At 47.8% G+C, this 23088-nt stretch carries 12 protein-coding genes and 1 pseudogene; 11 read left to right on the top strand and 2 right to left on the bottom strand.

The annotated features are described in order from the left end of the window. Positions 1-6: 6 nt before the first annotated feature. The 6 genes from BK126_RS15125 (at position 7) to BK126_RS15100 (ending at position 11377) form a co-directional block, all read left to right on the top strand. The gene (locus BK126_RS15125; RefSeq protein ID WP_076313361.1) at positions 7-2172 is read left to right on the top strand and encodes a YIP1 family protein; all 2166 of its coding nucleotides are present in this window, start codon (positions 7-9) and stop codon (positions 2170-2172) included. After that, positions 2169-4415, top strand: coding sequence for a DUF5696 domain-containing protein (locus BK126_RS15120; protein WP_076313360.1), 2247 nt, complete (start codon positions 2169-2171; stop codon positions 4413-4415). Before BK126_RS15125 ends, BK126_RS15120 begins: the two co-directional genes overlap by 4 nt. Continuing rightward, positions 4416-5285, top strand: coding sequence for a carbohydrate ABC transporter permease (locus tag BK126_RS15115; protein ID WP_076313359.1), 870 nt, complete (start codon positions 4416-4418; stop codon positions 5283-5285). Between the two features lie 12 nt (positions 5286-5297). Then, positions 5298-6257 carry a carbohydrate ABC transporter permease gene (locus tag BK126_RS15110; protein WP_076313358.1) on the top strand — a complete coding sequence of 320 codons (960 nt, stop codon included), beginning with the start codon at positions 5298-5300 and terminating at the stop codon, positions 6255-6257. 49 nt (positions 6258-6306) lie between these two features. Next, positions 6307-8817, top strand: coding sequence for a glycosylhydrolase-like jelly roll fold domain-containing protein (locus tag BK126_RS15105; RefSeq protein ID WP_076313357.1), 2511 nt, complete (start codon positions 6307-6309; stop codon positions 8815-8817). A gap of 205 nt (positions 8818-9022) precedes the next feature. After that, positions 9023-11377 carry an AraC family transcriptional regulator gene (locus BK126_RS15100; RefSeq protein WP_076313356.1) on the top strand — a complete coding sequence of 785 codons (2355 nt, stop codon included), beginning with the start codon at positions 9023-9025 and terminating at the stop codon, positions 11375-11377. Positions 11378-11381: 4 nt separating this feature from the next. On the opposite strand, the gene BK126_RS15095 is transcribed toward BK126_RS15100, so the two are convergent. Continuing rightward, the gene (locus BK126_RS15095) at positions 11382-12224 is read right to left on the bottom strand and encodes an AraC family transcriptional regulator (RefSeq protein ID WP_083655896.1); all 843 of its coding nucleotides are present in this window, start codon (positions 12222-12224) and stop codon (positions 11382-11384) included. Positions 12225-12518: 294 nt separating this feature from the next. Between BK126_RS15095 and BK126_RS15090 the strand changes: the two genes are divergently transcribed. The 3 genes from BK126_RS15090 to BK126_RS15080 are packed head-to-tail and all read left to right on the top strand — an operon-like array spanning position 12519 to position 18597. Then, positions 12519-14951 (top strand): glycosyl hydrolase family 95 catalytic domain-containing protein, encoded by a 2433-nt coding sequence (locus tag BK126_RS15090; protein WP_256702873.1) that lies wholly within the window; start codon positions 12519-12521, stop codon positions 14949-14951. Between the two features lie 3 nt (positions 14952-14954). After that, entirely contained in the window at positions 14955-17195 is a 2241-nt protein-coding gene (locus tag BK126_RS15085; protein ID WP_143757726.1) for an Ig-like domain-containing protein, read from the top strand. Between the two features lie 43 nt (positions 17196-17238). Beyond that, positions 17239-18597 carry an ABC transporter substrate-binding protein gene (locus BK126_RS15080; protein ID WP_076313355.1) on the top strand — a complete coding sequence of 453 codons (1359 nt, stop codon included), beginning with the start codon at positions 17239-17241 and terminating at the stop codon, positions 18595-18597. Between the two features lie 314 nt (positions 18598-18911). On the opposite strand, the gene BK126_RS15075 is transcribed toward BK126_RS15080, so the two are convergent. Beyond that, positions 18912-20216 (bottom strand): Gfo/Idh/MocA family oxidoreductase, encoded by a 1305-nt coding sequence (locus BK126_RS15075; RefSeq protein WP_076313354.1) that lies wholly within the window; start codon positions 20214-20216, stop codon positions 18912-18914. Positions 20217-20470: 254 nt separating this feature from the next. Here BK126_RS15075 and BK126_RS15070 point away from each other — a divergent pair. Further along, positions 20471-20671 (top strand): annotated as a pseudogene (locus BK126_RS15070) (RNA polymerase subunit sigma-70); the annotation flags it as partial. 441 nt (positions 20672-21112) lie between these two features. Continuing rightward, the gene (locus tag BK126_RS15065) at positions 21113-23083 is read left to right on the top strand and encodes a type I restriction-modification system subunit M (RefSeq protein WP_256702855.1); all 1971 of its coding nucleotides are present in this window, start codon (positions 21113-21115) and stop codon (positions 23081-23083) included. The last annotated feature ends 5 nt before the right edge of the window (positions 23084-23088 follow it).

The following is a 23088-nucleotide window of genomic DNA, read 5'->3' as shown; positions in this document are numbered from 1 at the left end:
ATCGGTATGAAGTTTAACTGTGGACTACGTGTATGGCTGTCTGTCGTTACTGTGGCACTGATTATGGCTGCGATGCAGCTTCCGCATACAGCATGGGCCGACGTAACCTATGGAACTTTTACAAAAGACAGCTATGGACATCAGATGGATACCCAGCCGGCATACACCCCTTTCAAAATGATAGGCAAGGATCTCGCGGCACCCGATCCAGACCATCCGGGACAATACGTGGCTTCACCGATGCAGAAGCCTTCGGATGTCTATATCAGTGCGTCTGATGAAATTTATGTGGCAGATACGGGTAACAATCGGATCGTGAAATTTGATAAAGACGGAAATTTTCAAAGGTATTATGAGCTGGCAGAGAATCCGCTGAATGCGCCTCAAGGTGTATTTGTAGATGACAAGGGGGATCTTCTCATCGCGGATACGGGCAATAAACGCGTTGTTCGATTGTCATCTTCAGGCGAGCTGCTGAAGGAATATAAGCGTCCTGAATCCGGCAATGTACCGGAGGAGCTGAAATTTGATCCCATCAAGGTGGCAGCAGACAAGCGAGGATACATTTATATTGTCACGATGGGCGGATATTACGGACTGGTGCAGCTTCACCCGGATGGGGAATTTCAAAGATTTTATGGAGCCAATTCAGCCCCCTTTTCTTTCATAGATTCCTTAAAAAGAGCTCTTTACACACGGGAAATGTATGAAAATGAAACCAGCAAAATTCCTCCAGCTGTGAACAATCTTGCGATTGATGACGGAGGGTTCATCTATACCGTAACGAACGGTGCTGCGGTTGAAGCCGAGCAGATTAAGAAGCTGAATTTTCAGGGTGAGAATATTCTTGCCCAGTACAATAAATTCGGGACGGTGAAGCAGAGCTTCGGGGAGTATAACTGGTATGACATACGTTATGTTGACGGTATTACGACCCCACCTCAGCTTGTCGATGTCGCAGTCGATCCGGAGGGGAATTTTACAGTCGTTGATTCCTATTACACCTATTTGAGCCAGTATGATGCGAACGGGAATCTGCTCTTTTACTTCGGCGGACCTTCATCCGCTGCTTCATCTCAGCTTGGTTTAATTAAGACACCTGTGGCGATTGATATGAATTCCAAAGGTGAAATATATGTGCTCGACAGTCAGGAAAGCATGCTGCAAGCCTATCGTCTGTCGGAGTTCGGGGCAATGGTGCATGAAGCAAACCGCTTAACCCAGGAGGGCAGATATCTCGATAGTGAAGAGCCCTGGAAGGAAGTCCTGCGTTTGAATGAACAATATTTGCCGGCCATACTAGGTCTGGCTCAGGTCGCATACAAGAAGGGGGACTACGAGGAGGCCGCGAGGCTGTTCAAAGCTGCGGGGAACGATACAGGGTATTCAGAGTCTTTCTGGCAGATCCGGCTGCAGTGGTTCCAGGCCCGATTCTCCTTCTTTGCTACCCTGCTCGTCGTTGCAGCGGTTCTCATATTCCTTGTCAATCGACTGGCTAGAGGAAGAACACCACGGATGATCGAAGGCTTCTCAGACCGAATGGATAACAGGTATGTGTTGTTCTCACAAATAAAACAGGCTTTTGTCATTCTAAGACATCCCATCGACGGGTTTACAGCTTTGAGGTTTGAGAATAAAGGCGGGTATGTAAGTGCGTGTATTCTGCTGGTACTGACGGGCGGTGCGCTCCTATTGTCTGAACAGATGACGAGCTTTGCGTTTAATCCGGTTCCGCCGTCTTCGATTACAGTAACCTCGGTACTGCTCCCGTTCCTGGGGCTGTGGTGCGGCTGGGTAGTAAGTAATTATCTGATCAGCTCCATTTACAGGGGAGAAGGGCGCTTCAAGGATGTATTTGTCGGCAGTGCCTATGCACTAACTCCATTTATTCTCATTGGTGTACCGCTGGCTGCCTTATCCAATGTCATGACACACGCAGAAGGTGCAATCTACGATTATCTTCAGCTCGGAATGTACATCTGGCTCGTATTTCTGTTCATTTGGATGGTACAGTCCTTACACAATTACACCGTAGGGGAAACCTTACTGAATATATTAATGAGCCTATTTGCGCTCATCGTACTCGCAGTCTTGATCTTTCTTGTCATTGGTCTTACGAACGAGCTGCTCATATTTATCCACGAGGTCTATCAGGAGGTGCTGTTAAGATGAGGCTAGCCAAATACAGAAAAGCCGTGTTCTTCATTCTTTTCGCCTTCGTTATCATCTTTGGAGCCAGCAGGCTCGAAGTGAAATTCAGAGGAGATCACATGGTCCCGGCAGCTCAGCAAGGGACATCTGGTGGAGCGGAGCAGCAAGACGCTTCACTCCCGGTAGAGGCTGACTTTAGAGCAGCAGCCGAAACCGAGTCACTGATTCTGAAGCTGGATGAGTCGACAGGACACTTCATCGTTCTGGATAAACGCAGCGGCAGCATTTGGAGATCTTATCCGGATCCGCAAGACTTCGAGCATGAGACGATCGGCGGGATCTGGAAGACACATCTGGTCTCGCCTCTTATGTTCCAGTACACCGATTTTACCGTGTATAACACGCAGCCTCGCGAGAGTAATTTCAGGACCTTAGGCGGCACGATCGAAGACATCAAGGAGATCGACGGTGGCATTCAGTGGACTTATGATATGCCCGCGCTGGAATTGAGCGTGCCTGTGCAAATTCGGATACAGGATGATTACGTGGAGACCAAGATTGTGGATCAAGGCTTGAAGGAAGGCAAGTACAGCTTGATCTGGCTGAGGCTGTTCCCATTCATGGCTGCTGAGCACTCCACCGATCGGGAAGGTTATCTGTTCGTTCCGGATGGATCGGGCACCCTGATCGCTTATGATGATCACAGACTGAATACGAACCTTGGCTATCAGGAAAGTGTATACGGCAAAGATCCTTCATTTATGAGCAAGCTTGGCTTCAGTTCCCGATATCCAGCCCAGATGCCTGTATTCGGGATTCATTCGGGCGGGAAGGGACTGCTTGCTGTCATCGAAGGTGGAGCCGAGTACAGCGATATTTTCGCCGCCCCTTCCGGCATGCTGAGCAGCTATAACTGGATTACGGCGCAGCAGACCTATCGAGCCACGTTTGAGCAGATTACGAACCGGAGTAAAGGAACGAGCTTTACGACGTACAACAAGGATAAGCGTTTCGGTGCGGATCGGACTGTGCGATATTATTTCCTGGACAATGGCAAGTCCGATTATGTAGGTATGGCGGAGCGATACCGCAAGTACTTGATGGAAGAGAAAGGGCTTCAGAAACAGAGTGAATCCTCATCCGGTGATATCCCGCTTCATCTTACAATTCTTGGCGGCGATTCGGAAGATGGGATGCTCGGCAGCCGTTATATTGAGGCGACGACAACGGAACAGGCCGCACATATTTTGTCCGATCTCCGGAACCGGGGAATGGGTCCGATGTCCGTCACTTACTTGGGCTGGCAGAAAGGCGGTTATGCACAGTATGGCGGATATTTGGGTGTTGAACAGGCACTGGGCGGAGAGCAGGGGATGAAGGATTTTATCCAGCACGCCCACTCGCTGGGTATCCCGGTCATGCTGGGAGTCAATTATGAGTTCAATAATACCGGCAACGGCGGATTTCGCGAACAGTATCATGCGGTAAGAAACATGGCAGGGACAATGCAGGAAGCCCGAATCCGCGGTGATGAGGTCTATTTGGCCAGCAGCCGTTTTATTCAAAAGGTTCTTCATAAGGAGCTGGGCTCTTATGCTGAGCTTGGAGCAGATGGGCTGTCTCTTCTCGTCACAGGCAGTCGACTAGCCAGTGACTACAACACGAGGGTGGGAGCCACCCGTACGGAAGCCATTTCTATACAGCAGCAGCTCCTTCAGCAAGTGAAGGACACACTGGGGAATGTATGGATTGAAAGTCCGAATTTCTATATGTTGAGCGGTGCCGATCACGTCAATGCGCTTCCAGACGATTATTCCTATGATCTGTTCTCCCAGGAGGCCGTTCCTTTTGCACAAATCGCGCTGCATGGACTGATTACCTATACGTCAGGATATGAGAATGACAGGCAGCAATATAAGCACGATTTTTTGCGGGATATGGAATACGGTGCGCTTCCTTCATTTTTATTCACAGCAGTGCCGGCCGAAAGATTAAGTGAAGCTCACGGTCTCCAGCTCAAGAGCTCCCATTATGCAAGCTGGGCGGATTCCGCCGCTTCGGAGTACAGGAGGTATAATGACGCGCTCTCAGGTGTTCAGCATCAGTTTATTGTTGACCACCGCGAGCTGGCTGAAGGTGTAAAGGCAACCACTTATGAAGACGGAACGATGATTATCGTCAATTACACGGAATCGGCATTTGTATATAACGGTGAGGAGGTTGCCGGGCTGGATTTCAAGGTGTTGAAGGGGGATGGAGTGTAGATGAAACGCAAGAAACGGCGTCTTAGTGCAAGAGCTCATCGAAAGCTGTGGGGCTCCATCTTCATATCCAACTGGGTCATCGGTTTCTTGATCTTTATGGCTTTTCCGCTTGTGTATTCTCTGTACATGAGTTTTCATCATTTGGAGATTCTAGCAAGCGGACTCAAGGTGGAGTACAGGGGACTAGCACATTACAAGACGATATTGTTCGAGAACGGCAGATATTTGTACGAAGGGCTGATTCCATTTCTGCGGGAAGCACTGCTCATGATTCCGGTTATTGTCATCTTTGCCCTGCTGATCGCGATTATGCTTAATCAGAAATTTGCGGGGCGCACCGCATTTCGCGTAATCTTCTTTCTTCCTGTCATCTTTACGACCGGGCAGGTGATTGAAGAATTCATGGCGCAGGGCGAGGGAGATATCGAATTCTTATCCAGATACAATATTTCTTCCTTCGTGACGGAGCTGCTTCCGGGCAGCTGGGCTGCACCGATCATTTCGGTGCTGGGATCTTTTGTACTCGTGCTGTGGTATTCCGGAGTTCAAATCTTGATCTTTCTTGCGGGTAGACAAACGATCTCGCACTCGATCTACGAGGCAGCCCGGATGGATGGAGCAACTCCTTGGGAGACGTTCTGGAAAATAACGCTGCCAGAGATGGTCCCCTTCATCCTGTTAAATACCATTTACACGGTGGTCGATTTGTTTACTTTTCCGACGAATCCTGTGATCGACATGGTCAATACAGCAGATTATGGTCTATCGAGTGCTCTAGCTTGGATCTATTTCAGCATCATTCTCGTTTTTTTGGGTATTATTTTCTTCCTGTTCTCGAGAATTTCACGCAGGACCCATGCTTACCGCTAAAGGAGGTTTACCATGGCCAAACCGGTCTTTGCCAAGAACCGAACGAAGAGCCTGCCGCTGACCGCCCGCCGCCTTGTGAAGACCAAGCTTATCGGGCTTGAGGCAGACAAAGGACTTATTTTCAAGTGCTTCCTGTATGTCATCCTCATTGATACGGCTTATATCTATTTGAATCCGATTATCTATATGATCACGAGCATGATTAAGGATGCTGTGGATTTGATGGATCCGGCCGTGACCTGGGTGCCTCGGGTGATTTATTTCGGGATGCTTCAGGATGCATGGGAGATGCTGCAGTATCCCAAAGCACTCACCATCAGTTTATCGCTCTCTACGGGCATTGCCGTATTCCAGACCATCTCCTGCGCAATTGCAGGTTATGCGTTTGCCAGGCTAGATATCCCACTGAAGAACTTTTGGTTCTTCTGTTTGCTGCTCACCTTCATTGTACCGCCGCAGCTGACTGTACTGCCGAAGCTGATTGCAGCTTCACAGCTGGGGCTGCTTGAGTCTTATGTTCCGCTCGTGCTGCCGGCGTTATTTGGGCAAGGAGTCAAGGGGGCGCTGTTCGTCATTATTTATAGGCAGTTCTTCGCCAAACAGCCGAAGGAGCTGGAAGAGGCAGCAATGATGGATGGAGCCAATCCTTTAAAAGTGTTCTTCCGAGTGATGCTGCCGCTGGCAAGGCCCGCCATTGTCGTCGTATTTCTGTTCTCCTTCGTTTGGAACTGGAATGACTTTTACACACCGAGCATTTTCCTGCACGGCATGGAGAATCAGCCTCTATCTGTCGGTGTAGCGAGCATAACGAATGAGATTAACATGCGAGCCGAGGAGATCGGTCCGTCCATCTATGATGAGCCGATGAAGATGGCTGCTTCGTTCCTGATGATTATGCCTCCGCTCATTCTGTATATCTTTGCGCAAAGATGGTTTGTAGAGGGAGTTGACCGCACAGGTCTCGTAGAGTAAGAAGGATGATGCTCACCATTTTAATTGGGGAAGGGGATAAGATATTACCATGGTTACGAATCTGGACAGTCAAAAGGGACTGCAAACGATCCAAGGTTTAAGATCGCAATTTCTGCAACCTGATGGAGTATTTACCGCCATGCCTTTCTGGTTCTGGAATGGAAGGCTGGAGCGGGAGGAGCTGCTCCGGCAGCTCCGTGATTTTCGTGATAAAGGAGTCGAAGGCTTTGTTCTTCACCCGCGTATGGGTATACCAGATACGATTGGTTATTTATCCGATGAATTCATGACGCTCGTCGAAGCTGTGGTAGATGAAGCAGCGAGCATGAATATGCGTGTCATCCTGTATGATGAAGGAATGTATCCATCAGGCAGTGCCAATGGTGAGATTGTACGTCGTAATCCGGAATTCGCAAGCCGCGGGCTTGTTATGATAGAACAGCCAATGAAGAATACACCCGAATGGAGCATTCCGCTGGAGGAAGGAGACCGTATTGTATCGGTGCAGGCGATTCGCCGGACGGGGACTGATCTGGAAGGGATTGAAGCCAGTAAGACACAGATCATTGAAATGGCAGAGGAGTTTGGCGGCACCGTGAGCTTCGCTCCGCCGGATGAAGGGGAATGGTCATATGCCGCTTTTATCGACCGGTTAAGCTTAGGGACGATTCGCGGCATTCATTACGGACAGGACGATGGAGAGCCGGGGGCACCCCGTGCAGCCGATCTGCTGAATCCGGCAGCCATGCAGCTATTCATTGAGCTTACGCATGAGCGGTATTATGAGCGGATCGGCCGCCACTTCGGCAGCAGCATCATCGCCATGTTCACAGATGAGCCGGATTTGCTCGGAAGAAAACACCGTAAGGGTATGCTGCCTTGGACGGCGGGATTCCTGGAGGAGTTCATCCGCAGTGGGAATCGTGAGGAAGAGCTTGCTCTCCTATGGCTTGAGAGCGGTGACCATACAGCTGACGTTCGGAGACGCTACCGCAAGGCGGTAAGACACAGAATGGAGCAGAGCTTCTATAAGCCGCTTCATGATTGGTGTGAGGCACATGGCATTGCGCTGACAGGACACCCTGCGGCGAGTGATGACATGGGGCTGCTACGCTATTTTCACATTCCCGGTCAAGATATTGTTTGGCGCTGGCTTGCTCCAGAAGGTGATCTTGGTATTACCGGCAAGCACAGCACGATGGGCAAATGCTCGGCCGATTCGGCGCGGCACCGGAACAAGGTAAGGAATTTGAACGAGTGCTTTGGTGTATGCGGCAAGGGTAACAGCTGGGCTCTAACAGCAGATGATATGAAATGGTATTTGGACTGGCTCTTCGTCCGGGGCGTGAATCTGATATGTCCACATGCTTTCTATTACTCGATCGATGGAGAGCGGCTTCATGAACGGGCTCCTGATGTAGGGCCGAACAACATCTGGTGGCCGGAGTATAGCCGCTTCTCGCAGTATATCAAACGCATGAGCTGGATGATGACAGAGAGCATCAATCAGCCGGAAGTGTGTGTTCTGTGCCGTGCGGATCACTTGTCCTGGGAACTGGCTAGACCGCTGTATGAAGGTCAAATGGAGTTTAATTATTTGGAGGAGGAGCTGCTGCAAGAAGAAGCTGTTCTTAAGGACGGAATGATAACTATAGCAAATCAGCGGTACCGCATTGTTCTGCTGGAGGATGTAGAGCAGTTTGAACCGAACACAAGGGAGAAGCTTAAGGAATTTGTCCGTCATGGAGGAATCGTTGTGGAGCACAATCGAGGAACTGCATCGCCTGTAAGCTATGCCGAACCGGGCTGGGAGATTCTTCATACCATCAAAGCAGCTGCAGATCGGGTGGATCAATTGCTCCCCTATCGAGCTGAATTCAAACCTGTAAGTCCTGGACTCAGAATCAGTCATGTCATAAAGGACAATATTCATCTGTATGTGCTTGTGAACGAAGGCGAAACTACAATCAAGGGTACTTTATTCGTTAACGGTGAGGGTAAACCTGAATTATGGGATGCCTGGAGCGGTACCATTACTCCTGCACAGGCTGAAGTGAGGGATGGCGGAATGGATATCGCCCTAACCATCGAACGCAGGCAGTGCCTGGTACTCGCGCTGGACCCAGATGCCTCTTCAAATATAGACCCTGTCAGCACCAAGCTTGAGGCAGTTGCCCAGGACTTGAACGAGGGCTGGCAAGTCGATGGAGCAGAAGGAGCAATCTCGCTGATCTCATGGACCGAATGGGAAGGAAGAGCACATTTCTCAGGTACGGTGACGTATACTAGAGAGCTTGAATGGAAGCCATCGGCTTCCTATGCAGATGTTATTCTGGATCTAGGGGAAGTCCACGAGATGGCCAAGGTGTTCCTGAACGGGCAGCTTATAGAGACGAAGCTGTGGTCTCCGTACCGCTGTTCACTATCGGATCATTTATTAACAGGCAAAAATGTGCTGCAGGTAGAGGTAACGAATACACTCGCGAATCGTTATGATCGGGTGTCATTACCTTCTGGAATCCTAGGTCCAGTAACGTTGACTACCTATATTGAAGTTTAGCTTTACTACCGGAAATATCCTTGCTGGAAAATGAGGGGTTACATATTGGCCTTGACCTTATAGGTTAAGGTTTTTTAATCATCTTGTGCTCAAAAGATGCTTCCAAGCAGGGCTTCATTGGACATGCGAATGTGTTGCCTTTTACTGCATATCTATGTAAATTAATAATGTATTCGCTTTAATTTCCATATTAAGGGGGAGGGGAATGAGGAAATATCCGAGCTCTAAAGGAAAGTATTATCGTAAAACGCTGCTTGTCATTCTGTTTGCCGCAAGTATTCCCGGTCTTCTCGCGAGTCTCGGTATTTACTGGTTTGCGGCAGGGGCCATCAAGGACGATATGACAGAGCTGCACCGTAAGCAAATGGAGGAGCGGGCTGCCGGCATGGATGATCTGCTGGGATATTTGGAGCAGAGCATAGCTAGCTGGTCTTTGGAATCAAGCTTCGGTGAAGATTTGAAGAACATGGATTTTTCTCTTCCCGCAAACAGCAATGAGATGCGGAATATTAGTCAGGTGCTTCATATCATCCATGGATCACATCCTTTAATTTCGCAAGTTCAATTATATATCCAGCATGAGAAAGAGCCCTATTTGTTTAATCCTCAGCTTACATACCTGCATGAGCCTAAACTGCAGCATGAATATGAGAACTTATTAACCCGACCTGAGCGATTTATGTGGAGCACACAGCCTACCGTACTTCGGGGGGCATCTCAGGAGGGGCCTGCCAAGAAGGAGCCGGTCATTATGCTGTCCCACAAAATAATTGGAGCAGACGGAGGTTCATTTGGCGTGCTCATGGTGACACTTGTACCGGAGAAGCTGCTCGATCAGCTGATGGCACTGACTCCTTATAATGAGGGCAGCGTGTTTCTGCTGGATGAAAATATGAAGCCGATGGTGTCCAGCAATGATGGAGTTGAGGCAGAGGTATTCGAGCGCAGTCTGCGGGAGGATATTTTAAAGACGGGACAGCCAAGTGGGAGCAGTATAAAGGAATGGAGAGGTGTCACCTATTCGGTGTCCTATAATACGTTTGATCGTCTCGGTGAGCAGTGGACATATGTTGCCGCAGCACCAATGTCAGTCATTACATCTTCGGTAGAGCTCATTTCCACCATTATTTTTACAATCAGTCTGCTGATGCTGCTTGCAGCTCTGTTTCTTTCCTGGATTGCTTCACGCCATATATACTCTCCTGTCGAGCAATTTGTCACGCTGCTTAGAGGTAACAGGCAGCTGGAGAGCCCTGGTTATGCTATTGATGAATTCAAGCTGTTCGAGCAGGAATGGCAGGAAATTTCGCTAGAGAGCAAAGCGCTTCAGCTTCGACTTGAGGAGGAGCTGCCCCGAATCAAGGAGAGCTTTTTGCTTCAGCTCGTACAAGGGCATCTGCAAGCCTATTCTGAAAAGGATATTCGGGAGCGGATGAAGCATTATGGATGGAATGTGTCTGACCGCAAATTCACATTCATTATCGTGCAGCTGACCGGTCAGTCAGGCATCCATTCTCGATTTGATATCGGCGAAGAAGGGCTGGCTGCCTTTGCTGCAGCAAACATTATTGAAGATACAGCTAGAGATCACTTGCCTCAGTATAGTGTTCTAAGTTTTCATAATCTGATGATCGGTGTGCTTGTAATTCAACCTCTAGAGGAGGTCCAACAGAATGGACTGCAGAGCTTTGCCGAAGCGCTGACAGCTGCTGTGAGTGGAACACTTAGACTTGCGGTTACAGTGACAATCAGTCAACCGACAACGCTTGTGCGATCACTTCCGAATCTATTCATTGAGGTGAATCAGGCCGCTACTTTACGGCTGTTCAGAGATGAGAATCAGATTATTGATATGAACCAGGAGTATGTTCAGTGGGATGAACATGCCGAATCAGGGAAGAACACCAATTATCCATTTGCACTGGACCGTGAAATGACGGAGGCGATGCGTATGGGTGAACAAGAGAAGATGGAGCTCTTGGTTGATGAGTTTCTGGGAGAAGTATCGGCAGGACATGAGAAGGAATACTGGGTTCAACAATGTGTTCTTCAGCTGTATGGCAGCATGCAGTATGTCATCCTGCAGACAGGAATACAGCCTCACCAATTGTTCAAAGGAAAGAACATGTATGAGCAGCTGTCCATAATTCGGGAGCCGCGCATGCTCTCGCAGTGGTTGAAGGCGTGCGTCATTCATCCGTATATGGAGCACCTCAAGAAACGGACGAATATACAAATGAAACGAATGGTTGAAGAGACGATCCGATATGTTCATCTGCATTATATGCACGATATATCACTGGACAGCTGTGCCCGTAAAGTGGGAACCACACCCTACACCTTAAGCCGTCTGTTCAAGCAGGTCACCGGCGTCAATTTTGTCGATTATTTAACCGATTATCGCGTTGTTCGGGCTAAGGAGCTGCTGCGGACGACAAATTTGAAGATTCATGAGATTGCTGAGGGTGTCGGCTATAAACACAGCTACTTTAATCGTATCTTCAAGAAATATGAAGGGATGACACCAAGTGAATATCGGGATGAGTGGAGAGCAGGCTGAACCTCTAGAACTCACGAAACGGCCGATCGCCATCAAATAATTTCTTGAATTCCTTGGGTGCCATTCGAGTGACTTGTTTGAATTTACGATTGAAGTGCGATACACTCGCGAAGCCAACCTGCTCGGAGATATAAATAATCTTGTGATTGGACTCGCGCAGCAGCTTCTCGGCTTCACGAATGCGGAGTGTATTGATGTATTCCTTGAATGTAAATCCTGTCGTTCGCTTAAACAGCCGGCTCAAGTAAAACGTGCTGATATGAAATTGTCCTGCGAGCTCTTCAAGTCCCAGCTCCTCACGAAAATGCTTGTTGCAATAAGCGATAATTTCGGCCATCCTTGCGTTCATGGAATCCTCCGGAACAGCGGGCTGGTCTGTTTGTGTTTTACGAGTGGAGAAGAGCAGGAACTGAACGAGCAGAGATTCCAAATAGAGCTCTCGACCGAAGGAGTCCTGCTGATTAAATTCATGGTGCATTTGAAACATCAGCCGCTCTATATAGCTCTGGTCCCTGATACTGAATTGGACCTTGCGATTATCCCGGTCGAAAGGGGACAGCAGAATTTCTAGCTGATCATTAGAGAAACGGCGCAAGAACCGGCTGCTGAAATAGAGCACCAGTCGTTCATGATCCGGGGTCTGATGATCAGAATCAACGGTTTTATGAATTTCATTTTTACCTATAAATAGAAGACTTCCCTTATCAATCGAATAACGTTTGTTCTCAATGTAATAGTAGCGGTGCCCTGAGAGAAGATAATACACCTCATAATAGTCATGATAATGATATTTCGGCATCGTATAGCTTCCTTTGCGCTTGGCCGGATAAATAGCGAAATCCTTCACGTACCTCACCTCCACGTGTAAGCATTTTGAAGATGGTTATAGTATAGCGCTCCTTGTTCGAGATAGATAGAAATAAATCCATAAAATAAGAGCAAAAAAGATCAAGGTGATGAAACTTAAGGCAAGAAAAGGTTAGAACGGTACCGTGAGCCATGGTAAAACTGAAATAAGATTAAGAACGAATTGTAATATCAATCAACTGATGGGTGTATTGCGACATACGCGTCGTCCGAATCGCAAAATGTAAACGCATTCTTCAATGCGAACTACCTTAGGAAGGAGACCTTGTACGTGATGACTGCAGAGATGAAGGACGGTAATAGAAGCAGTAAAAGCATGCTGGTCACGAGATATCCTTCTTCGTGGTGGAAGAGCAAATGGAGGGAAGCCCTGCCTTCCGGAAACGGGGTCATCGGGGCATCCGTGTATGGAGGTGTGCAGGATGAAACGATCCTGATCAACCACCTCGGTCTATGGCACGGCGGACAGATCGGCCTTCTTCCCGACGTCAGTCATACGCTTAAAGATACTCGAAGACTGATGAATGAGGGACGGTACCAGGAGGCCAGCTGGGTTCTTACCCGCGCGCTCAAGGAAAAAGGGTATAACAGTACCCTGTCTGCTCCTCTGCCGCTAGCGGATTTAAGACTCTCCATGACAGGTCAGGAGGCGTTTCGGCATTACCGGCGCAGCTTGAATATGGAGACGGGAGAAGTGGCCGTATCCTGGCTGGATGGGGAGGTGGCATATGATAGGAGCTTGTTCGTGTCGCGTGCGGATCACATGATCGTATACAGGCTCAAATCTAGTGTTTCCAGTGTAGATGCTTCCCTTACGCTTGATATCCATCCGAGTGATAATCCTTCTAGAGCCGAGCAGCTGCAAGCTTTGAGAGAGACGATAGATTTGACAGCTCAGGGGGAGTTTCTGTCTTTTGCCGCGAGGCATGAGAATGGAACAGATTACGGTGCAGTTCTGAGGGTAAAGACAGACAGCGGCGGACAGGTGAGGCAAGAGGATGGACGGCTGCGGGTTACAAATGCGCATGAGGTCGTTATTCTCGTTAAGGTATTTACAGAGGAAGCAAGGAGCAAGGCGTGGTCTCGCCTGAGAAAAGAATTGGCAGAAGTGAGTTCCTCTTACACAGAACTGCTCGAAGCGCATGTATTGCTTCACAAAGCCCTGTTTTCTTCCGCTTCCGTTGAGCTGATCAGCTCAGAAGAGCCTGAGAATTACGAGAACAGATCTACGGAGGAATTGCTTCTGACCGCTTATGACGGTAAGGCCTCTGTCTCTCTGCTTGAGAAATTGTGGGCTTATGGGCGGTATCTCTATATTTCCTCTACTGAAGAGAAAGGTATGCCGATGCCTTTATATGGATTATGGGGCGGAGATTACAGACTGATGTGGTGTCATTACATGGCCAATGAGAATGTGCAGATGATGAATTGGCATGCGCCTGTTGGTAATCTATCCTCGCTGATGAAACCGTTGTTTCGTCATTATGATTCCCTGCTCGGGATCTTTAAGGAGAATGCCCGTAAGCTATACGGTGCCAGAGGCATTTTCATTCCAGCTGGAACGACGCCGGGGATCGGAAGTCCGACCCAGATCGTTCCGGTGATCTTGAATTGGACCGGCGCTGCCGGCTGGCTGGCGAGGCATTATTATGAATACTACCTGTACACAGGAGATGAGCAGTTCCTGAGAGACGAGGCTTTGCCCTTCATGGCGGAGGCTGCCTTATTCTATGAGGACTTTCTGACGGAAGGAGAGGATGGGCTGCTTCATATTTATCCTTCGGTCTCACCCGAGAATACGCCGGGCAATTACATGCCTGATGCGGGAGAGTCAATGGATCATCCGATGCCGACGGCAATCGATGCTACCATGGACATTGCTATCATTAAAGAGCTGTTCACGAATCTTATCGAAGGCAGCCGAAGAACGGGACGCAGTGAGGAGGATATAGTTCGCTGGGAGTACCTTCTGAAGCGGCTTCCTTCCTATAAACTGAACGAAGATGGAGCCCTGAAGGAATGGATTCATCCCGAATTTCATGAAAGATACAATCACCGGCATCTGTCCCACATCTATCCTGTATTTCCGGGTCAGGAATTTACGCGTGAGGAAAGTCCGGAACTTTTTCAAGGATTGGAGCAGGCCGTTCACAGGCGTGTTCTTGGAGCACAGACCGGCTGGTCGCTGGCACATATGTCGGCAATCTATGCAAGGCTGGGAGAGGGAGAGAAGGCGATTAATTCACTGGATATCTTGACCCGCTCCTGTCTGCTTACGAACTTATTTACGGTTCATAATGACTGGAGAGATATGGGAGTCAGTATGAATAAAGCCCAGGCGCCGGTTCAGCTCGATGCGAGTCTCGGGATCACGAATGCTATTCAAGAGATGCTGCTGTATGTATCCCCACGGATGGTGAAGCTGCTGCCGGCACTTCCCGATCGACTGGAGGCTGGCCGTGTTCAAGGATTTCGATTCTGCACCGGAAGCATTTCGATGACGTGGAACCGAAGGACAAAGAGCTTTGCAGCAGAGCTTAAGGCGGAGCGGGCCACAGATATTACGATTGTTCTTCCAGACATTGCAGCTAACTATCGACTAACCGGAGCAGACGTCGATGTTCATGCCTCAACGATCTACTCTCATACTTACGACATTCAGATGGAGCCAGGCCAAGTGCTGTATATTGCAAATGAGGAGGGCTAATGAATGATTAGTCTATGGAAACGCCAAGTTTCAATGACCTTGCTGACTGCGATGCTGGCAGTTATCGCAGTCCCCTATCAAGCATACGCACAGGATGAACCTCCTTCAGCGGTTCAAGCAGCGGCAGACAGCGAGGCTCTCCCGGCTTTTCCGGGAGCTGAAGGAGGAGGGATGTACACTACCGGAGGACGCGGCGGCGATGTCGTGTATGTGACGAACCTGGATGACAGTGGTCCCGGCTCGTTAAGAGAAGCAGTTAGCCAGGGAAACCGGACGGTTGTATTCAAAGTGTCTGGCAATATTACACTGGATTCTCCGCTGCGTATCCGAGGTGACAACATCACGTTGGCAGGGCAGACCGCACCTGGTGACGGCATCAGTGTCAACAATCACTCAACTTATATCGAGGCAGATCATGTGATCATCCGTTATATGCGATTTAGAATGGGGGATCACACCGAATCGACCGGCGATGGCATGTCAGCCAGAAGATACAGCAATATCATGATTGATCACTGCTCTGTCACATGGGGAGTTGACGAAGTGCTGTCTCCTTACGAGAACCAGAACACCACCGTGCAGTGGTCCATTATCGGCGAAGCGCTTCATATGTCCAGTCATTCGAAGGGAAGACATGGCTTCGGCGGTCTGTGGGGAGCGGGCAATGCAAGCTATCATCATAACATTCTGCTTCATAACTCAAGCCGTAACCCAAGAGTAAAAGGAACGCTGGATGACAATCAAAATTTCGATTTCAGCAACAACATCGTGTACAACTGGAATTATCTGAGCGGTTATGGCGGAGATCAAGCAGATATTAACATGGTGAACAACTACTACAAGTATGGTCCGGATACGTTGCTGGACAAACGAAGCATCATCCTCAGCCAGACTGGGGCAAATGGCAAGCTCCATGTATCCGGTAATGTCGTTGACGGAGATCCGTCAGCGACCCAAGACAACTGGCTTGCCGTGAGTCCGGATACGGGCAAGGAGCTGGTATATGAGCCTCTTCAAGTCACACCGGTTACGCTGCAATCTGCAGCAGAGGCTTATGAGCTGGTGCTGAATCAGGCAGGGGCCATTCTACCGAAACGGGATTCCATCGATGCCAGACTTGTGAACGATGTACGTAACCGGACGGGAAGACACATTAACCACCCTGAGGAAGTGGGTGGATGGACTGAGCTTGCAAGCGAGGCGGCACCTGATGATACAGATCTGGACGGAATGCCGGATACGTGGGAGCTTGAGCAAGGCCTCAATCCGAATGATGCTGCGGACCGGAATGGCGACATCAATGATGATGGATATACCAATCTGGAGAGCTATTTGAACAGTATTGTTGGAAGCGGTTCCAACAATCCGGAGGTTGAGATCGTTTCACCGGATATGAATGCCTTGAAGGGCCAGCCAGGGAAGATCATGATTAACGCCGAGGCATCTGATCCAGATGGAAGTATCGCCAAAGTCGAGTTTTATGCAAGCGGTGTTAAGCTTGGAGAAGATACATCCGCCCCTTATCAATGGAAATGGGATGACCTGCCGGAAGGCAGCTACTATATTACAGCTCGAGCAGTAGATAACAGCGGTACAAAGACGGACTCTGCTGCAGTCGTCGTCCATATTAATGCTAACGGTGAGCTTGGGGCTTGGAGCTCTGCCGATATCGGTGAACCGGGCATAGCAGGTCATGCTGATTTGAGAAATGGTGTATTTACAGTGAAAGGAGGAGGGAATATTGATCCGCTCTTCGCCGGTAACAGCGGGAAGACGAATGAAGATCAGTCCTTTCAATACGTATATCAGCAGCTCGAAGGCGATGCAGAGTTCATTGCAAGACTGGATCAGTTGTCCGAGACGGCTCCTCATAATCGTTCAGGGCTGATGATCCGCAGCAGCCTAAGTCCGGCAGCCAAAGAAGCGATGATCGGATTTTCGGTTAGAGGCGACCAGTACTGCTCCGTGTTCTACAGCAGACAAGACGAAGGGGGACAGATGGTACAGACCCCACCGATTCCATCGCTGAGCACCCCTTACTGGTTTAAGCTGGTTAAGGAAGGGAATACCATCACCGGCTATCACTCCGCTGACGGTGTAGCCTGGACGGAAGTGTCGTCTGTCACGATGGCAGGGCTGGATACCTTTTATATTGGTATGGCCGTTGACGCGGGAGATGAGAATAATCCGGTAGAGAATTATAATACTTCTCTGTTTTCCGAAGTGCAGCTGTTACAGCAGTAAGATTTATGTTTCTCTTGATTCTAACATTTGAAGGGGGATCATTATGAACAGTCGCAAATTTTACTCCGTGATGTTGACGTTATGCTTAAGCTTGGTATGGGTACTTAGTGCTTGCAGCTCGGGCGGTACCGGAAATGCAGGCAATACTGGTGGAGGGGAAGAGCCTGGCGGAACGGCGGCAACGTCAGTCGTGAACAACAAGGATGGAAAAGATACATTGTATGTGTATTCCAACAGCGGAGACTCTGTAGAGAGCTGGAACGAGCGCTTTGGAGATCTGCTGAAGGAGAAGTTTCCGAATTATACAATTGAATACATTCCGAAGACCAATGAGGTCGGTCTGAAGGAATTGATCACAGCAGGACAGCGCATCGATATTTACTGGGAATCCATCGGCGGATTCTCGACATATCTAACGGACTTCGATCTGCAGTACGATATGACGGAGCTGATTGAACAGCATGAGATCGATATGACCCAATTTGAACCGACTATTGTGGATGCCATCAAGCAGATCTCCGGAGATCAAATATGGGGTGTACCCGTCTTTAACAACACGATGGTGCTGTACTATAACAAGGACTTGTTCGATAAATTTGGCGTCGATTATCCGGTTGACGGTATGACATGGGATGAAGCCGCTGAGCTGTCCAAGAAGCTGACACGTACTGAAGGAGATAAGTCCTATGTCGGCTTGTCTTCCTCAGAGACTCATCTTCTGCTGATGAATCATCTATCCATCCCTTATGTCGACCCGGAAACGAAAAAGTCTACACTGGATCAGGATGAGCGCTGGAAAAACTTCTATGAGACCGTATTTGTCAAACCAGCAGATGTATCCGGCTATCGCGAATATATGCAGGCCCATGAGAACAAGCTGCCTTATCGTAAGGAATTCCTTGAAGCCCAGGAGCTTGCCATGTTCGGCTGGCTGTCTTCCATCACATCGGTATTTCCTGACGAGTTCTCGAAAATGAACTGGGATATGGTCGCGATGCCGACCTTTGCGGATGCACCTGGAATCGGTACACAGGCCTACCCTACCTACTTCAGCTTAACGAAGATGACGGAGAATAAAGATGCGGCAATGGAAGTCATTAAATATCTCGTCTCGGAAGAAGTACAGACGAAGCTCTCCAGAAACGGAATTATGCCGGTTCTGAAAAATGACAGCATTATTGAGCAGTATGGAGCGGACAGCGTATACCAAGGCAAGAACTACGGCGCGGCGTTCTTCAATGAATTCGCTGAAATTCCTTATAAATCGGATCATGATCGTACGATTAATACACCTTATGCCAAGGCAGCTCCTAGAGTGGTGCTCGAGGGAGACTTTAATACGATCTTTAGAGAATACGCGGAGGAATCCAACCAGAAGATGACAGATGCCGGGGCAGAGTAATTTATAAAGACTATATATACCCTTGATTGAAGCAGCTAAAGGTATTATGAAATTGATTCAAAAAGCCGCATCCGATAAGGATGCGGCTTCTTTATTGGTGGGTATGCATAACACGTGCTAGGCTTCTTCAATCTTGGGATGAAGACGATCCTCGTAGCAGCATGAACTATCTAAACTTGGAGTGAACTAACTAGTGAATACGCTCTATCCTCTTACTTTTGTATAACTAAAGCAAATGCTGCTAAGCATGGACGGTATGCAAATGAATAGAAGCAGATGCATCGACACCTAATAGGGAACGCTTTCAATTAAGCTCAGGAAGGGAACTTTAATAAGTTCTCAATCTGAACAGCCTGCCCAGTTCTCATCGAAACGTTGCCCGCTATACCAGTGAGGATGGACATGGCTCCGTCCAAATGGGATGCAGAACGGTGGAATGGATCCTCCGGCGGTGTGCCGAACAAGTCTTCTAGCAGAATGGGGTCCGCTCCGCCATGACCACCCGCTTTATTTTCCAGCTGAACCTCATAAGCATCCTCCCACATCGGCTGCACGAGAATCTGTCTGAGCCTGGTTGCTCGCTCATCGGTCTGTTTGCCTCCGGAATTTACGTACGATTTTTCACCGATTCGCATCTGAATACGCCCTTTGGTTCCATTGAAGGAAACCATATGGCCTTCCCATGGGGCATAAGCGTGAAGGGAGTAATTGAGCATCGCGTTATTCTTGTACCTCACAAGCACGTTCATCGTATCTTCGATGGAGATGCCGTCCCCAAATACACTTTGATCCCGTTGGTATCCGTCCTCGTGCTCAGCGTCCAAGTACAATCCTTTTAATGAAGGGGATTTCTCAAGGTCCAGTGCAAAGGGATCTTCCTTGGCTGCCGGATTGCCATATGCACGCTGATAGAAGGAATCCACGCCTCTTTTTTCGGCATTTTCCTTCCCATAGAATAATAGATCTCCCATGGCAAAGACCGTCTTCGGCTCCGAGTTCAGCCAAAAGTTAACCAGATCGAAGTGGTGGGTTGACTTGTGCACGAGCAGCCCGCCGCTGTTGCGTTTATCCCGGTGCCAGCGCCGGAAATAGTCAGCTCCGTGTCTCGTATCCAGCAGCCACTCAAAATTGACGTGCAGCACATCGCCGATGACCCCGTCCCGGATCAATTCCCTTACCTTGGTTGCATGCGGGGAATAGCGATAGTTGAAGGTGACGCGTACCTTCTGCCCGGTCCGTTCAACGGTGTCGATGATCTGCTGGCATTTGTCCTCGTCCACGGTCATCGGCTTCTCGGTAATGACGTCACATCCGAGCTCCATTGCCCGAATAATATAATGATGGTGGGTACGGTCTATGGTCGTGACGATGACCACATCCGGTTTCTCCGTGCGAATCATCTCATCAAAATCAGCGGCCTTGTAGGTAGGGATGGGGCGATAGTGCGGGAACTTCTCAGCGAGCCGGTTGTTCGCATAGTTCATGCGGGTCTGATTCGAATCGCAAAAAGCGACCAGCTCAGCGCTGTCCTGATAGCTGCCCACGATCGCTTCATAGAAGAAGGATGCGCGTCCCCCTGTTCCGACGTGTGCATAGCGTTTTTTAACTGCCAATATCATCAGCCTCCTCTATAAACTACTGTCAGAATAGTACAAATAAAGGTAAGCTTTCTACACAGTTGTTGCTAAATTGACCTGTTCTTGATCAAATTTGTCCTACGATGATGAGAAGTGAATACCGGATGCCAAACGAAAAAGCGACGTTTAAAAACATGGATGCGGTTCGTTCGTACAGGCACGAATGGGTGCATGCCTACATACATTAGTTAGACGACAAAGAATGTAGACTCTGAAGAATGTAGGAGGTGTCACCCGTGCCTGGTATTTTTACGGCCATTGCCCTATTTATTAAGGAATTGACACTGCTTGTCTCTTATGTGAAGAACAATGCATTTCCTCAGCCGTTATCAGAGGCAGACGAAGCCAAACATTTGAAGCTGATGGCAGAAGGCGATGCAAGATCGCGTAATCTTCTGATCGAACATAACCTGAGGCTGGTTGCCCATATTGTGAAGATGTAATGTACAAAGTAGCACGTCAAATGTACGCAGTAAAAAGTGAGGCAATCATACGTGTTAAACACCGTGGCGAAAAAGAATTATTGCCGATTGATGTCTGATGAGAGAGGCTGCTACATACTAAAGTGGATTAAAATGCATTAAATATTTTAGTTATCAGCGCCGTATTATTGTTTGTTATTTCTTGACCGCAACGTTCTAATTCTAAATGTTTCAAAAAAGGAAGCCATCTCTTTCTCTCACTTTTTACAAGAAGATGGCTTCCTTTGTATTTGCTGTTTTAAAGCAAATACATCGTACACTCCAGGTTATTGTTTAAAGTGTTTTTTAATTTGGGACTTTTGATATAATGATGAATAGTGTCGTAATTGCTCTTATAGAAGATAATTACATACGTATAGCATAAGTAGATTTGAGACAGATATGAGGAGAATAAATATGAATTTTTCTGATAAAGTTAGTTTAATTTGGAATATAGCAGAATTGCTGAGGGGGGATTATAAACAATCCGACTACGGTAAAGTCATATTGCCTTTTACCGTGCTTCGACGTCTCGACAGTGCACTTGAAGATAGTAAGGAAAAGGTACTTGACAGTTATAGGGGGATGAACGAACCTCTAACAACGATCCAGCAACGTATGCTAGAGCGTGCTTCTGGCTCTAAATTCTATAATACAAGCCCATTTACTCTACGGACTATACGTGACTTCCCTGGAATGCTTGCAGATAACATCAAACAATACATTCAAGGATTTTCGGAAAATGCCCGTGAAATCATTCGTTACTTTGAATTTGAAGCACAAATTAACAAACTTCAAGAAGCAGATATTCTATATAAAGTACTTGAGGAAATGTTGAAAATCGATCTGCACCCTAGCCGCGTAAGCAATATGGAGATGGGTTACATTTTTGAAGAACTGATTCGTCGTTTTTCGGAGCAATCAAACGAAACGGCAGGGGAACACTTTACACCGCGTGAAGTGATTCAGCTCATGGTTAATGTTTTATTTGAAGCAGATGCTAAGGCACTGACTGATGAGAAGGTTGTTCGTAAAATTTATGATCCAGCATGCGGTACAGGTGGTATGTTAGCCGTTGCCTACGAGTATCTCCATAAATTAAATCCTTCAATGAATGTAGAAGTTTTTGGTCAAGAACTGAACGGCGAGTCGTATGCAATTTGTAAATCAGACATGCTCCTAAAAGGGCTGAATGTATCCAACATCAAATACGGTAACAGTTTTACACAAGACGGTCTGGAAAACGAAGAGTTTCACTACTTCCTTTCCAATCCTCCATTTGGTGTAGATTGGAAAAAGTCTCAGAAACAAATTGAAGAAGAACATAAGAAAAAAGGATATGACGGTCGATTTGGTGCAGGTCTTCCTCGGGTAAGCGATGGATCGCTTTTGTTCCTTCAACATATGATTTCCAAGATGAAGCCTGGTGAAGGACGAATTGCGATCGTTCTTAATGGCAGTCCTCTGTTCACAGGCGGAGCTGGCTCCGGTGAAAGCGAAATCCGCAGATGGATTATTGAAAATGATTGGCTGGAGGCGATTATTGCACTCCCTACTGATTTGTTCTACAACACAGGGATTGCAACTTATATTTGGGTGCTCAGCAACCATAAGCCTGCTAAACGACAAGGTAAGGTGCAACTTATCAATGCGGTTAATTTTTACCAGAAGATGCGTAAAAGCCTTGGAAGTAAGCGTAATGAGCTCGGACAAGAGCATATCGACGATATAATGAAGCTTTATAGCTATTTTGACGATGGCGAAAACAACAAAATTTTTGATAACGAAGACTTTGGATACCGGAGAATTACAATTGAACGCCCTCTACGACTGAACTTTCGGACTACGTCCGATAGAATTGAAAAACTAAACGATCAAACGGCTTTTGCTAAACTTTCAGTAGTAGAGCAAGACGCGATCAAAGATGTTATTAAAGGTATCACTTCAGATCGATTGTATATGAAGCGCGATGAATTTGAAAAAGTGCTAAAGAAACAAATTAAACAAGCTGGAATTTCAATGAAAGCTCAGGTTTACAAAGCAGTGTTGTTAGCTTTATCCGAGCGCGATGAAAACGCAGAAATTTGCTATGACGCCAAAGGTAATAAAGAAGCAGATACAGAACTTCGTGATTTTGAAAATGTGCCATTGAAGCAAAGCGTTTACGACTACTTCGATGCCGAAGTTCGTCCGCATATTGAGGATGCTTGGATCAACGAAGATGTCAGAGACGAAAAGGATGGAAAGATTGGTAAAGTGGGATACGAGATTCCATTTACAAGGCATTTTTATAAGTATCAGGAGTTACGTTCTTCCGATGTAATAAATGCTGAAATACAGACTCTTGAAAGTGAAATCCTTGAGTTGCTTAAGGAGGTAACATCTTGAAGTTC

Origin of the sequence: Paenibacillus sp. FSL H7-0326 (genome assembly GCF_001955535.1) — a bacterium.
GTDB lineage: Bacteria > Bacillota > Bacilli > Paenibacillales > Paenibacillaceae > Paenibacillus > Paenibacillus shunpengii.
The sequence above is the reverse complement of the archived record's forward strand: the minus strand, read 5'-3'. Positions and strand labels throughout refer to the sequence as shown.

Excerpts from the sequence above, each read along its gene's own strand:
- BK126_RS15120 (WP_076313360.1), top strand. The coding sequence starts at position 2,169 with ATGAGGCTAGCCAAATACAGAAAAGCCGTGTTCTTCATTCTTTTCGCC.
- BK126_RS15125 (WP_076313361.1), top strand. The coding sequence starts at position 7 with ATGAAGTTTAACTGTGGACTACGTGTATGGCTGTCTGTCGTTACTGTG.
- BK126_RS15085 (WP_143757726.1), top strand. The coding sequence starts at position 14,955 with ATGATTAGTCTATGGAAACGCCAAGTTTCAATGACCTTGCTGACTGCG.
- BK126_RS15080 (WP_076313355.1), top strand. The coding sequence starts at position 17,239 with ATGAACAGTCGCAAATTTTACTCCGTGATGTTGACGTTATGCTTAAGC.
- BK126_RS15115 (WP_076313359.1), top strand. The coding sequence starts at position 4,416 with ATGAAACGCAAGAAACGGCGTCTTAGTGCAAGAGCTCATCGAAAGCTG.
- BK126_RS15110 (WP_076313358.1), top strand. The coding sequence starts at position 5,298 with ATGGCCAAACCGGTCTTTGCCAAGAACCGAACGAAGAGCCTGCCGCTG.
- BK126_RS15065 (WP_256702855.1), top strand. The coding sequence starts at position 21,113 with ATGAATTTTTCTGATAAAGTTAGTTTAATTTGGAATATAGCAGAATTG.
- BK126_RS15075 (WP_076313354.1), bottom strand. The coding sequence starts at position 20,216 with ATGATATTGGCAGTTAAAAAACGCTATGCACACGTCGGAACAGGGGGA.
- BK126_RS15100 (WP_076313356.1), top strand. The coding sequence starts at position 9,023 with ATGAGGAAATATCCGAGCTCTAAAGGAAAGTATTATCGTAAAACGCTG.
- BK126_RS15090 (WP_256702873.1), top strand. The coding sequence starts at position 12,519 with ATGACTGCAGAGATGAAGGACGGTAATAGAAGCAGTAAAAGCATGCTG.
- BK126_RS15105 (WP_076313357.1), top strand. The coding sequence starts at position 6,307 with ATGGTTACGAATCTGGACAGTCAAAAGGGACTGCAAACGATCCAAGGT.